The sequence below is a fragment of the Flintibacter sp. genome, from assembly GCF_046973065.1.
Map to the genome: position 1 here is coordinate 1 of NZ_JBKVXZ010000076.1, position 13,287 is coordinate 13,287.

Sequence of the window (13,287 nt, forward strand, 5' to 3'; positions counted from 1 at the left end):
GGATAACCTGCGGCACAACGGCCTGGAGGGACAGATCTGGACCGGAAGCTGGTCCCAAACCCCTTTCCAGCCGGGCAGCTTTGATCTGGTGGTGTCCAACCCGCCCTACTACGCCCCAGGCAGCGGAAAAGACGGCGGCCCGGCCCGGATGGAGCGGGAGGAGCTGGACGCCCTGTGCCGGGCAGCCGCCCGGCTGCTGCGCAACGGCGGGCGGTTTGCCCTGTCGTTTCCCACCCAGCGGATGGTTGACCTGTTGGAGGCCATGCGCCGCTGGGACCTGGAGCCCAAGCGGCTCAAGCTGTTGTCCCACACGCCCACAAAGCCCCCCTACGCCCTGTTGGTCGAGGGGGTACGCCAGGGCAAGCCCGGTTTGCAGGTGTTGCCCTGCCAGGAATAAAACGAGGAGGTTCATCCCATGTCCGGAACCTTATATTTAGTTCCCACCCCCATTGGAAACCTAGGGGACATCTCGCCCCGTATGGCCCAGACCATGGCCCAGGCGGACTTCATTGCCGCCGAAGATACCCGGGTGACCATGAAGCTCCTCAACCATCTGGAGCTGAAAAAGCCCATGGTCTCCTACTACCGCCACAACTCGGAAAACAGCGGCCAGAGTATCCTGCAGCGGCTGCTGGCCGGGGAAAACTGCGCACTGGTTACCGATGCGGGTACCCCCGCCATCTCCGACCCGGGAGAGGATCTGGTGGCCCTGTGCGCCCAGAACGGCGTGCCGGTGGTGTCCATCCCCGGACCCTGTGCCCTGGTCACCGCCCTGGCGACCTCGGGGCAGCCCACGGGACGCTTCACCTTTGAGGGGTTCCTTGCTATGAACAAGAAGAACCGCCGCCGCCACCTGGACTCTCTCCGGGGGGAGGAGCGGACCATGATCTTCTATGAGGCGCCCCATAAGCTGCCCGCCACCCTGAAGGACTTGGCGGCCACCTTCGGGCCGGAGCGCCCCATTTCTCTGTGCCGGGAGCTGAGCAAACTCCATGAGGAGATCCGCCGCACCACCCTGGGGGAGGCGGCAGACTACTACGACCAGAAACCGCCCCGGGGGGAGTTTGTGCTGGTAGTCCGGGGAGCGGAACCTGCCCAGGAAGAGGAGGCCACCCTGGAGGACGGTTTGGCGCGGGTGCGCGCCCTGCGGGAGGAGGGAGCCTCCCTGCGGGATGCGGTGAAGCAGGCGGCCAAGGAACTGAGCCTGTCCCGCAATGAGCTCTATGATATGGCGGTCAACGACAAGTAATACAACATAAACAAGGCGGCGGAAGTGGAAGCACTTCCGCCGCCTTTTCTGTGTGGGTCAGGAGCCGTCTGGGGCCAGACTTTGGGCCACCAGGTGCAGGATCGTCTGGACATAGCGGGGCAGACGCTTCCCCTGCCGGTAACAGGCACAGAAGTGGCGCTGATTGTCGTAGCCGGCCAGGGGATAGAAGCAGCCCTGTCCGGCGGTGTAGCTGTGGGCGCACAGCATATAGCACCCGCAATTTACCGTGATTTGCCGGGCGGCCTCCATGTTGTCGCTCTCCAGAAAGAGAGTGGGGTTCAAACCGTGTTCCTGAAAGAGCCGGTCCTGGACGATGCGAACATTGTGGCCGGTTTTCAGCGAGACAAAGGGGGCGTCCATGGCCTGCTCCAGCTGGATGGGGGTGCCGGATGGCAGAGCCTGGGCCAGAGGGGTGTCATAAGCGGCCAGAATTCCGATGGTCTCCCGCTGGATCAGCTGATAGGCCAGGCCGGGGATGCCGCCTTCCGTGGAGGCAAAGGCCAGGTCTACCTCTCCCTCCAGCACCATCTGCTCCAGCATGGCGCTGCCTGCCTCCCGCAGCTCCAGGCGGACCTGGGGAAAGGATTTGATGAATTGGGGCAGGACCTGGGGGAGCAGACGGGCGGAGCGCTGCATGCTGATGCCCAGACGCAGCCGTCCCCGATCCTCCTGTCGGATCTGCTGGATCTCATTTTCCAGAATCTCATTGGCGCTGAGCATAGCCTGGGCGGCCCGGAGATAGCACTCCCCAGCGTAAGTGGGACGGAAAGGCTGCACCGTGCGGTCAAACAGCTCTACCCCCAGCTCCCCCTCGATCTGCCGCAGCATCTGACTCAGAGAGGGCTGGCTGATATACAGCTTTTTTGCCGCCGCCGTCACGCCCCCCTCCTGGGCGATAGTGCGGATGTAGCGGGCCTGTTTCAGATTCATATGGTCCCCTCCTTCCCAAGAAATGAGCCGGTTTGATTTCTTTCTATCCTCAGCATAATGCAGCTGGAACCTGCCGTCAAGAAAAACATAGTATAAATCCTATGGATACTATATTATAAATTGTATTTGATCTATAATATTGGGCATGTTACCCTATAATCAGCAAAGAAAATCTCTTGAAGGAGGACATGTCATGGAAATTTTGAAGCCGGCTATGGCCGGTACCCTGGAGTCCAGCGACGCCCAGGTCACCGTGGAACCCGGTACCGACGGAATCCAGCTGACTCTGTCCAGCAGCGTGATGAACCAGTACGGCCGCCAGATCAAGGCCACCGTGCTGGAGACCCTGGAGCGTCTGGGTGTGGAGAATGCCCAGGTCACTGTGGTGGATAAGGGCGCTCTGGACTGCACCCTGAAGGCCCGGGTGGAGTGCGCGGTGTTCCGCAGCTGCGGCCAGTCTCAGGCCAATATTCCCTGGGGAGGTGTGGTGCGATGATTCCTCGTCCCAGACCCGAGCGGTTCCGCCTGCGCCGGACCATGATGTTTATGAACGCCCAGAAGCCCGGCCTTATTAAAGATGCCTACATCTACGGCTGTGACTCCATTATGCTGGACCTGGAGGACGCGGTGGCGGAGAACCAGAAGGACGCCGCCCGTTTCTCCCTGTACCACGCCCTGAAGACCATCGACTACGGCGACACCGAGGTCATTGTCCGTATCAACGGCCTGGATACCCCCCACTGGCAGGAGGATATCCGTGTGTGTGTGGCCGGCGGAGCCGACGGCATCCGTATCGCCAAGTGTGAGAGCGCCCAGGATGTGAAGACCGTGGAGGCCGCGGTGGAGGCCGCCGAGGAGGAGTTCGGGGTCGAGAAGGGCCGCACCCTGCTCATGGCCGCTCTGGAGAGTCCCAAGGGTATTCTGAACGCCTATGAGATCTGCTCCGCGTCGGAGCGTATGTTCGGCGTGGCCATCTCCGGCGGCGACTTCCGCAAGTGCATGCAGACTACCCCCCAGCCCGACGGCGTGGACATGCTCTTTGCCCGGGGCCAGATGCTGCTGGCTGCCCGTGCCGCCGGCATCCAGTGCTTTGACACCGTGTTTACCAACCTGGACGACCAGGCGGGCTTTGAGGCCGAGGTTTTGCAGAACAAGGCCATGGGCTTTGACGGCAAGAGCCTCATCAACCCCAAGCAGATCCGCTTTGTCCACCAGGTCTTTGCCCCCACCGAGAAGGAGATCATCCAGGCCGAGAAGATCGTCCGTGCCTACCGGGAGCAGTCTGCTGCCGGCGTGGGCGTATTTACTGTGGACGGCAAGATGATCGACATCGCCTTTATCCCCGGCGCCGAGCGCACCCTGCGTCTGGCCCGGGCCTGTGGACTGTATGAGGGGGATCTGGTATGATTAACAAAGTAGGACGGGATATTCCCGACGCTCTGCTCACCAATGGCCGTGAGGTGTACCAGGGCAAGAACTATATGGACGGCAAGTACATCCAGAAGGCCTCTCCCCGTACCCGCCGGTGCGAGAAGCCAGTGGACACCAAGGTGGTGGACTCCCTGGTGGAGGCCCTTAAGCAGTGCGGCGCCAAGGACGGTATGACCTTCTCCTTCCACCATCACTTGCGGGACGGCGACTATGTGGTCAATCAGGTAATGGCCGCCGCCATCGAGAAGCTGGGCCTGAAGGACCTGACCATCGCCGCCACCAGCCTGGGCTCCGCCCACGACCCCATTGCCGACTACATTGAGGAGGGCAAGGTCATCGGCATCCAGACCTCCGGCATCCGTGGCCGTATGGGTGAGGTGGTCTCCGCCGGCAAGCTGAAGACCCCCGCCATCATCCGCAGCCACGGCGGTCGTCCCCGTGCTATTGAGGCCGGCGAGGTCCACATCGACATCGCCTTCATTGCCGCTCCCACCAGCGACTGTATGGGCAACTGCCGGGGCATCGGCGGCAAGAGCAACTGCGGCTCCATGGGCTACGCCATGTCCGACGCCAAGTACGCCGATCACGTGGTGGTGGTTACCGACTGCCTGGTGGACTTCCCCAATATGCCCGCCAGCGTAGAGGCCATTGACGTGGACGCCGTGGTAGTGGTAGACTCCATTGGTAATCCCAAGAAGATCGCCTCTGCCGCTGCCCGCATCTCCCAGAACCCCCGGGACCTGATGATGGCGGAGAACGTGGCCAAGGTCATCGCCTCCACCCCCTACTTCAAAGAGGGCTTCTCCTTCCAGACCGGCGTAGGCGGCCCCTCTCTGGCGGCCAACCTGTTTTTGGAGCAGTACATGGACGAGCGGGGCATCAAGATGGGCTGGGCCATCGGCGGCATCTGCGGCCCCATGGTGGAGCTGCTGAAGAAGGGCAAGGTGGGCAAGGTCATCGACGTGCAGGACTTCGACCTGGACGCGGTGAACTCCATCAACCAGACCCCCAATCACTTTGAAATGAGCGCCTCCCAGTACGCCAACCCCGCCAACAAGGGCGCCTTCGTCAACAGCCTGGACTTTGTGGTGCTGGCCGCCCTGGAGATCGACACCGGTTTTAACGTGAATGTGCTCACCGGCTCTGACGGCGTGCTCCGCGGCGCACCCGGCGGACATCCCGATACCGCCGCCGGCAGCAAGTGCTGCATCATCGTCACTCCCCTGGTCCGCGGCCGTATGGCTACCGTCTGCGAGCACGTGGTCACCGTCACCACCCCCGGGGACTGTGTGGACGTGCTGGTCACTGACTACGGCATCGCCGTCAACCCCCTGCGTCCCGACCTCATCAAGTGCCTGGACCAGGCGGGCATCCCCCACGTGACCATCGAGGAACTGAAGGACAAGGCCTACTCCCTGGTGGGCCTCCCGGATGATCTGGAGTGGGAGGACAAGGTTGTGGCTGTGCTGGAGGCCCGGGATGGTACCATCCTGGACGTGGTGCGCAAGATCAAGCCCTACGACCCCAACAAAGCGGAATAAACCAAACGAATGACCAACACGGGGGCTGTTTCAGTCCCCGTGTTTTTTAAAAGGAGGAGACCCCATGGCCTATACCCTCAGCGAGATCCGTCCCGACGATAAGCGCGGACAAACAAAACTCCGCACCCTGCTGGAGGGGGAGGGGATCACCCTGGACGGCAATCTGGACTACACCTGCGGCCTGTTTGACGAGGACTACCAGCTGGTGGCCACCGGCAGCACCTTTGGGTGCACCCTGCGCTGCTTTGCGGTAGACCACCGCCACCAGGGGGAGGGGCTTCTCAACCAGGTGGTCTCTCACCTGATGGAGCGCCAGACGGAGCGGGGAATTTTGCACCAGTTTGTCTACACCAAGTGCAAAAGCGCCAAGTTTTTTCAGGACCTGGGTTTTTATGAGATCGCCCGAGTGGAAGGGACCCTCTCCTTCCTGGAGAACCGCCGGGGAGGATTTTCTTCCTTCTGTAAAAAGCTGGAGCAGGACCGCCGTCCCGGCAAGTCAGGGGCCATCGTCATGAACGCCAACCCCTTCACCCTGGGCCATTTGAGCCTGGTGGAGCGGGCGGCCAAGGAGTGCGACACGGTGCATCTCTTCGTCCTCAGTGAGGAGGCCAGCCTGGTGCCCTTCGATGTGCGCTGGAAGCTGGTGACCGAGGGGGTGGCCCATTTAAGCAACGTCATCTGCCACCCCAGCGGTCCCTACATGATCAGTTCAGCCACCTTCCCCAGCTACTTTTTGAAAGACGAGCAGGCGGTGATCACCGGCCATGCTAAGCTGGACCTCACGCTGTTTGGCTCCATTGCCCAAGCTCTTGGGGTGAGCGTGCGCTACGTAGGGGAAGAACCCCGCAGCCTGGTCACCGGCCTTTATAACCAGATTATGGCCCAGGAGCTGCCCCAAATGGGCATCCAGTGCGTGGAGGTGCCCCGCACCCAGGCAGATGGGCAGGTCATCAGCGCCAGCGCGGTGCGCCAGGCCATCCACGACGACCGCATGGAAGAGATTCGGAATCAGCTACCCCAGACCACCTGGGACTTTTTCCACTCCCCTGAGGCTCAGCCTGTCATCAACGCCATCCGCGGCAGCGCGGAAGTCATCCACTACTAAAAGGAGGTCCCCCAATGGAACATGCCGTCACCCTCATGGAGATGCTGGGTGCCCGGGAGGCCCGGGCCATGCGCCAGCAGCAGCTGTTGGAGGAGTATCATCTGCCGGTGATTTCCTTCTGCCTGAACATTGCCGGGCCGGTAAAAAACTCCCCGGTGCTCCGCCGGGCCTTCCGGGAGGGGCTGGAGCGTCTGGCATGCGCCCTGCTGGCCGGGCGGCTGGATGTTGTCCATCGGGAAGAGGTGGACCAGCCCACCGGATGTGAGGCCCTGTGGGTGGTACGGGGAGACGGCCGGGCGGTGAAGGAGCTGTGCGTGGAGCTGGAGGACCGGGATGCTCTGGGCCGCCTTTTTGACCTGGATGTTCTGGACCCGGTGAGCGGCAAGTGGGACCGTACCCAGCTGGGACAGCCGCCCCGGAAGTGTCTGGTGTGCGGCAAGGAGGGCAAGGGGTGCGCCTCCCGCCGCCTCCATACCGTGGAGGAGCTGCAAGGAGCCACCCAGGTCATCCTAGAGGACTACTTCGGCAAAAAAGACCAGCAGGCCCTGGGTGCTCTGGCGGCCAAGGCGCTGCTCTATGAGGTGTGCACCACCCCAAAGCCCGGTCTGGTGGACCGAAAGAATAACGGCAGCCACCGGGATATGGATGTGTTTACCTTCCTGGACAGTACCGCCGCCCTGCTGCCTTATTTTGAAGAAGCGGTGAGACTGGGGATGGAAACAAGAGACCTTCCGCCCCAGGAGACTTTCCGCCGTCTGCGCCAGGCGGGCGCAGCGGGAGAGCGGGCCATGTTCCGGGCCACCGGAGGCGTGAACACCCACAAGGGAGCGGTGTTTACCCTGGGTACCGTGTGTGCCGCCGCCGGGCGGCTGTGGACCGCAGAGGGATTCTCCAAGGATTTGGATGCTGCTCTGGCCCTGTGCGGAGAGATGAGTGCCCAGGCGGTGCAGAAAGATTTTGAGGCCATCCGCCGGGAGGGAGCCCACACCACAGGTCAGCGGCTCTACCTGGAGCATGGCCTGGAGGGAATCCGGGGCGAGCTGTCCCGGGGATTGCCCGCCGTGGCACAGATCGGGCTGCCCACCCTGCGCCGTCGCCTGGAGGCAGGAGACAGCCTGGAGCAGGCGGGAGTCCAGGTGCTTCTGGCGCTGATGGCTCAGGTGGTGGACACCAATCTCATTGCCCGGGGTGGCCTGGAGGGCCAGCAATGGGCAATGGAGCAAACTAAAAACCTGCCTCAGGGCAGAGCGGCCACCCGGCAGGAGACAGAGGAATTGGACCGTGCGTTGATCGAGCGCAACCTGTCTCCCGGCGGCTGTGCCGATCTGCTGGCCATTACCTACTTTTTGGAGTTTTTAAGCCGCATGTGACCGCATGGAGAGAGGTGGGTATCATGAAGCGGTGGAAGATGCTGACAGGACTGCTGCGGGACTTTATGAAGTTTGGCCTGTTTACCTTTGGCGGAGGGTGGAGCATCGTGGCCCAGATGCAAAAGCGCTATGTGGAGCAACAGGGCCTGCTGACCCAGGAGGAGCTGCTGGACCTGACCAGTGTGGGGCGCAGTCTGCCCGGCACCATGATCGGCAACGTGGCCATGCTGTTTGGCTACCGGATGGCCGGATTTTTGGGTGGTTTGGCCTGTGTGGTGGGTATGGTGACGCCTCCTATGGCGGTGCTGACGGTAATTACCTTGTTTTATTCCGCAGTGCGCCATAACCCCTGGGTGATGGCGGCCATGATGGGAGTGCGGTGCGCTGTGGTGCCCATCATTGCCAGCGCCCTGGTGGGGATGGTGAAGGGAGCGTTCCGCTGGCCGCCCTGCGCTGTGGTGACGGCGGTGAGTTTCTGCCTGTACCTGTTTCTGAATGTCAACTGCGTGTGGCTGGTGGTCATCGGTGCGGTGTGCGGACTGATCCTCAGCAAGTACATGGAGGGGAAGGGGGAAGAAACGCCGTGATCCTTCTTCAGCTTCTCTGGAGTTTTACCAAAATTGGCTTTACCAGCTTCGGCGGCCTGTCCATGATTCCCCTTATCTCCAGTGAAATGCAGGTCCACCAGTGGATGACGGCGGAGGAAGTGTCCGACATCGTGGCCATTGCTGAGATGACCCCCGGGCCGCTGGGCCTCAACTGTGCCACCTTTGCCGGGATGCGCACCGCCGGTTTGCCCGGCGCCATCGCCGCCAATCTGGGGGTGCTGATGCCCACCTTGACCGTGTGCGCCCTGGCCGCCCTGTTTTTCCAGCGCTTCCGCAATAGTCCTGTGATGCGCCGGGTGATGGTGGGGGTGCGCCCCGCCTGTGTGGGTATGGTGGCGGGAGTGATGGTATCCCTGAGCGGGACCAACTATATGGAAAACAGCGTCCTAAACCTGCCCAGCGTAGGGATTGGTGTGCTGGCGCTGGTGCTGCTGCTGAAATTCAAAGTGAGCATCCCAAAGGTGATCGGCCTGTGCGCCTTGTTGGGCCTGATCTGCTTTGGAATATTTTAAAAAAGCCGGTGCGCGTCTGCGCACCGGCTTTTGCTTATTGGATCTGATAGAGCCGCCCGGAGAAGGGTGGCAGAGTCAGGGTCACCTGGCCGTCCGTCACGGAAATGTAGTTCTGGGGCTGCTGCGTGCCGCCGCCGAAGGGGGCGCTGTCACTGTCCAGCAGCAGGGTGAGTCCCTGGGCATGGGGAATCTTCAGTGTATAGTCTGCCTGGTACTGGTCGGAGAAGTTGAACACCGCCGCCAGCCGCTCGCTGCCGCTGCGGCGCTCCAGGGCGTAGAGGCAGCGCCCCTCCTGGTGGCAGTCCAGCCAGACAAAGCCGTCCCCCTGGTAGTCCTCCGCCCACAGGGCGGGGTGCTCCAGGTACAGGCGGTTGAGGGCCTGGAAGAAGTGGTAGAACCCGTCGTGGATGGGGTAGCGCAGCACATCCCAGTCCTGCTCCCGGCTCTCATCCCACTCACGGAGCTGGCCGAACTCACTGCCCATAAAGTTGAGCTTTTTTCCCGGATGGAGGAACATGTAGAGATACAGTGCCCGGGCCTGGGGGAACTTTTTCTCGTAGTCCCCGTTCATCTTCTGCAAAATGGTGGCCTTGCCGTGGACCACCTCATCGTGGGAGAAGGGGAGCAGATAGCGCTCATTGTAGAAGTACTGCATGGAGAAGGTGAGCTGGTGGTATTTCTGGGAGCGCTCCCACGGGTCAGACTGAAAATAGGAGAGGGTGTCGTGCATCCAGCCCATATCCCACTTGTAGTCAAAGCCCAGACCGCCCTGGTCTGCCGGGCGGGTCACGCCGGGGTAGGTGGAGGAATCCTCGGCAATGAGCATGGCCGTGGGGTGGCGCTCCTTGAGCCCACGGTTCAGTTCCCGTAAAAACTGGATGCCGCCCTGATTGGTGCCCCGTGCCTCGTCTCCCTGCCAGTAGAGCAGGTTGCGCACCGCGTCCATGCGCAGACCATCAAAGTGGAACTCTTCCAGCCAGTAATGGGCGGCGGACTGGAGGAAGCTGCGCACTTCCCCACGGGAGTGCATGAAATTGCAGCTGCCCCACTCACTGCGGCCCACATCCCAGCTGGGGTACTCGTAGAGGGGGGTGCCGTCGTAGTTCCACAGGGCGTAGTCGTCTACCGCAAAGTGGACGGGGACAAAGTCCAGAATCACTCCGATGTCCGCCTGATGGCACCGATCCACCAGGGTCATGAGCTGCTGGGGGGTACCGTAGCGGGAGGTGGGGCTGAAAAAGCCGGTGTTCTGATAGCCCCAGGAGGCGTCGCTGGGATGCTCGCTGACGGGCATGAGTTCAATGTAGTTAAAGCCTGCCTCTTTCACATAGGGGATGAGCCGCTGGGCGATCTCCTCATAGTTGAACCAGCCGTTGGGGTCATCCGGGTTGGTGCGCCAGGAGCCCAGGTGTACCTCGTAGATGTTGACCGGGCGGCATCGGCCGTCGGTGCGGCGGCGCATCCAGCTCTCATCCCGGAAGGTGTAGGAGGAGAGGTCCTGGAGAATGGAGGCGTTGTGGGGACGCAGCTCCATAAAGAAGCCGTAGGGGTCACAGTGGTCCAGCCAGCTGCCGTCGGGACGGTAGATGCGATATTTATATTTCATCCCCGGCTTGGCCTGGGGGACGATCCGCTCCCAAAAGTTTCCGTCGTATACCTTGGCCATGGGCAGCTCTTCCCAGTTGCTGAACTCCCCAATGAGGGAGATCTTCTGAGCGCTGGGGGCAAAGGTGCGGAACACTGCGCCATCTTGGGTGAGATGGGCGCCCAGATAATGATAGGCGTCAAAGGAGCGGCCGGTATAAAATCCATAAAAATCCATGGGGTCCTCCTAAAATAATAGACATGAGTCGGAAAAGTGACTATACTTATTATAACGAACCCAGAGGCCGGGTCCACCGGCGAAAATAGAAAAGAGTTGGATAAACGACACTTGACGGAAATTGTCGGGGAGGTGTCCTATGGACCTGCGCGTGGAAAAAACCAAGGGGAGCATCGTCAATGCCTTCCTCAGCCTGCGGGCAAGGAAACCGCTGGAGAAGATCACGGTCAAGGAGCTGTGCCAGCTGGCCCGAATCAACAAATCCACCTTTTATACCCACTACTCGGATATCTTTGCCCTCTCTCATGCCCTGGAGGGGGAGGTGGTGGAGGCCATTCTGGCCGATATTCCCCACCCGGAGAGGATCTTTGACAATACTGAGGAGTTTACCCGGGATCTGTTCCGCTCCTGCAATGCCCGCTCCGCCATGATCCAGACCCTGTTTTCCGGCAGTCGGGAGGGGCGGCTCATTGAGACCTTGGAGGGGGGGCTGAAAGAACTGGCCTTTCAGCGCCAGCCGGAGTACCGCCAGGATCCGGCCAGCCATATCGTACTCAGCTTTGTCATCTACGGAGGCTACTATGCCTACCGCAAAAACCTTGGTTACGGTCTGGAGCAAGTGGTGGAGCTGGTGGGCCGCCTGTCCCGGCAGGTGGGGGACTTTTTCCCGCCGGGCGGGGAAGTGCGGCCTTGACAAGGGCAAAAAATGTGATACAATACCCTTGTTACACGCAAAGATGGAGCAAAGCTTCGGACGATGGCCCAGAGCGAGGGGGAGCAGGTGAAAGCCCCCGGTCGGCAGCCGAGGCAGGCCACTCCGGAGCGGCCCGTGACGAGCGGGACGGCTCATCCCCGTAAGCGGATGGCTGAGATGCCCATTTTGGGATAATCAGGGTGGTACCGTGGAATTTTCCGCCCCTGACTGTGGTCAGGGGCGGTTTTTTTGTACCGCCTGAGGAGAAAAGGAGGGAGAGGGATGAAAAAGAAGCTGTGGGCGCTGGCGGCAGCCCTGCTGGCCTGTCTGGTGGTGCTGTGTGCCTGTAAGGGCAACCCCCTGCCTCAGGGCATGGAGGAAGACAAGGTGCTGCAGCAGGGCCGCAGCGTGATGGAGCTGCTTAACCAAGGCGACTGGCAGGCGGTCTATGACCAGCTGCGCTCTGACGCCAAAGAGACCACCAGCCCGGAAAACATCGAGAGCTATATGAACTCCGCCGTGGAAAAGGCGGGTACCTTTGAAAAGGAGGAGGACAGCATGGCTACTGGTCAAAAGCTGGACTCCGGCGAAGAGTACGCCACCGCCGTGTTCTACTGCAAACATTCGGAGAAAGACGTCGTCTACCGCATTGCCTTTGACACCGATATGGTGCTCATGGGCCTGGAAATCCAGACAAAGTAAGAGAAATATTGGAGGTAATACCCATGTACGATCCCAAGCCGTTTGGTTTAAACGAACTGCGCGAAATGTTCCTGTCCTTCTTTGAGACCAAGGGACATCTGCGTCTGCCCAGCTTTTCCCTGATCCCCCAGAATGACGCCAGCCTGCTGCTCATTAACTCCGGCATGGCGCCCATGAAGCCCTTCTTCACCGGCGAGCAGGAGCCCCCCCGTCACCGCGTGACCACCTGCCAGAAGTGCATCCGCACCGGTGATATTGAGAACATCGGCAAGACCGCCCGTCACGGCACCTACTTTGAGATGCTGGGCAACTTCTCCTTCGGCGACTACTTCAAGAAGGAGGCCATCCACTGGGCCTGGGAGTTTCTGACCAGCAAGGAGTGGGTGGGCCTGGACCCCGAGCGCCTCTATCCTTCCGTCTTTGCCGGCAATGAGACCACTCCCGCCGACGATGAGGCCTTCCGCATCTGGAACGAGGAGATCGGCATCCCCGCCGAGCGCATCTTCAAGTTCGGCAAGGAGGATAACTTCTGGGAGCACGGTTCTGGCCCCTGCGGTCCCTGCTCTGAGATCTACTACGACCGCGGCGAGCAGTGGGGCTGCGGCAAGCCCGGCTGCACCGTGGGCTGCGACTGCGACCGTTATATCGAGGTCTGGAACGTGGTATTCTCCCAGTTCGACAACGACGGTGAGAACCACTACACTGAGCTCAAGCAGAAGAACATCGATACCGGTATGGGCTTGGAGCGTCTGGCCTGCGTGTGCCAGGGCGTGCCCTCCCTGTTTGATGTGGATACCGTCATGAATATCACCCGCAAGGTCACTGAGATCACCGGCGCCTCCTACGGCCAGAGCCACGCCACCGACGTGTCTCTGCGCGTGATCACCGACCACATCCGCTCCGCCACCTTCATGATCTGCGACGGCGTGCTGCCCTCCAACGAGGGCCGCGGCTATGTGCTGCGCCGTCTGCTGCGCCGGGCTGCCCGCCACGGTAAGCTCCTGGGTGTGAACGATCCCTTCCTGTATACCGTGTGTGACACCGTCATCCACGAGAACGAGGGCCACTACCCCGAGCTGCGGGAGCGCCAGGACTATATCACCAAGGTCATCCGCGTGGAGGAGGAGAACTTCGCAAAGACCATCGACGGCGGCCTGAAGATTTTCAATGATATGCTCTCTGAGCACAAGGCCAAGGGGGAGAGCACCTTCTCCGGTGCCGACGCCTTTAAGCTGTATGATACCTATGGCTTCCCCATCGACCTGACCCTGGAGATGGTGGAGGAGCAGGGCATGAAGCTGG

At 61.1% G+C, this 13,287-nt stretch carries 13 protein-coding genes and 1 pseudogene; 12 read left to right on the forward strand and 2 right to left on the reverse strand.

Going from position 1 to position 13,287, the window contains the following annotated elements; all coding sequences use genetic code 11:
* Positions 1-397, forward strand: a pseudogene (locus ACLTXB_RS17515) (tRNA1(Val) (adenine(37)-N6)-methyltransferase); the annotation flags it as partial.
* 18 nt (positions 398-415) lie between these two features.
* A complete protein-coding gene (rsmI, locus tag ACLTXB_RS17520) occupies positions 416-1,249 on the forward strand; it encodes a 16S rRNA (cytidine(1402)-2'-O)-methyltransferase (protein WP_428227832.1) in 834 nt (277 codons plus the stop codon).
* 57 nt (positions 1,250-1,306) lie between these two features.
* Here the strand turns inward: rsmI and ACLTXB_RS17525 are convergent, their stop codons facing one another.
* Positions 1,307-2,200 carry a LysR family transcriptional regulator gene (locus tag ACLTXB_RS17525; protein ID WP_428227833.1) on the reverse strand — a complete coding sequence of 298 codons (894 nt, stop codon included), beginning with the start codon at positions 2,198-2,200 and terminating at the stop codon, positions 1,307-1,309.
* Between the two features lie 193 nt (positions 2,201-2,393).
* Here ACLTXB_RS17525 and citD point away from each other — a divergent pair, with 193 nt between their 5' ends.
* The 7 genes from citD to ACLTXB_RS17560 all read left to right on the forward strand — a co-directional run bounded on the left by citD (position 2,394) and on the right by ACLTXB_RS17560 (position 8,767).
* Positions 2,394-2,696: a citrate lyase acyl carrier protein gene (gene citD / locus ACLTXB_RS17530; protein ID WP_428227834.1), complete on the forward strand. Its 303-nt coding sequence runs from the start codon at positions 2,394-2,396 to the stop codon at positions 2,694-2,696.
* The gene (locus ACLTXB_RS17535) at positions 2,693-3,607 is read left to right on the forward strand and encodes an aldolase/citrate lyase family protein (RefSeq protein ID WP_110440050.1); all 915 of its coding nucleotides are present in this window, start codon (positions 2,693-2,695) and stop codon (positions 3,605-3,607) included. Before citD ends, ACLTXB_RS17535 begins: the two co-directional genes overlap by 4 nt.
* Entirely contained in the window at positions 3,604-5,172 is a 1,569-nt protein-coding gene (gene citF / locus ACLTXB_RS17540) for a citrate lyase subunit alpha (protein WP_428227835.1), read from the forward strand. Before ACLTXB_RS17535 ends, citF begins: the two co-directional genes overlap by 4 nt.
* A 64-nt stretch (positions 5,173-5,236) precedes the next feature.
* On the forward strand, positions 5,237-6,277 hold the full coding sequence (gene citC, locus ACLTXB_RS17545; protein ID WP_428227836.1) for a [citrate (pro-3S)-lyase] ligase: 1,041 nt from the start codon (positions 5,237-5,239) through the stop codon (positions 6,275-6,277).
* A gap of 14 nt (positions 6,278-6,291) precedes the next feature.
* A complete protein-coding gene (gene citG / locus ACLTXB_RS17550; RefSeq protein ID WP_428227837.1) occupies positions 6,292-7,647 on the forward strand; it encodes a triphosphoribosyl-dephospho-CoA synthase CitG in 1,356 nt (451 codons plus the stop codon).
* Between the two features lie 23 nt (positions 7,648-7,670).
* On the forward strand, positions 7,671-8,234 hold the full coding sequence (locus ACLTXB_RS17555; RefSeq protein WP_235395872.1) for a chromate transporter: 564 nt from the start codon (positions 7,671-7,673) through the stop codon (positions 8,232-8,234).
* Positions 8,231-8,767, forward strand: a complete 537-nt coding sequence (locus ACLTXB_RS17560) for a chromate transporter (RefSeq protein WP_235395874.1) — start codon at positions 8,231-8,233, stop codon at positions 8,765-8,767. Before ACLTXB_RS17555 ends, ACLTXB_RS17560 begins: the two co-directional genes overlap by 4 nt.
* Before the next feature lie 34 nt (positions 8,768-8,801).
* On the opposite strand, the gene glgB is transcribed toward ACLTXB_RS17560, so the two are convergent.
* Positions 8,802-10,589 (reverse strand): 1,4-alpha-glucan branching protein GlgB, encoded by a 1,788-nt coding sequence (gene glgB, locus ACLTXB_RS17565; RefSeq protein WP_428227838.1) that lies wholly within the window; start codon positions 10,587-10,589, stop codon positions 8,802-8,804.
* Positions 10,590-10,728: 139 nt separating this feature from the next.
* Here glgB and ACLTXB_RS17570 point away from each other — a divergent pair, with 139 nt between their 5' ends.
* The 3 genes from ACLTXB_RS17570 to alaS all read left to right on the forward strand — a co-directional run.
* Positions 10,729-11,283, forward strand: a complete 555-nt coding sequence (locus tag ACLTXB_RS17570; protein WP_428227839.1) for a TetR/AcrR family transcriptional regulator — start codon at positions 10,729-10,731, stop codon at positions 11,281-11,283.
* A 282-nt stretch (positions 11,284-11,565) separates the two neighbouring features.
* The gene (locus tag ACLTXB_RS17575) at positions 11,566-11,985 is read left to right on the forward strand and encodes a DUF3887 domain-containing protein (RefSeq protein ID WP_008981772.1); all 420 of its coding nucleotides are present in this window, start codon (positions 11,566-11,568) and stop codon (positions 11,983-11,985) included.
* A 23-nt stretch (positions 11,986-12,008) separates the two neighbouring features.
* The coding region (alaS, locus tag ACLTXB_RS17580) for an alanine--tRNA ligase (protein WP_428227840.1) at positions 12,009-13,287 on the forward strand (1,279 nt) is incomplete at its 3' end.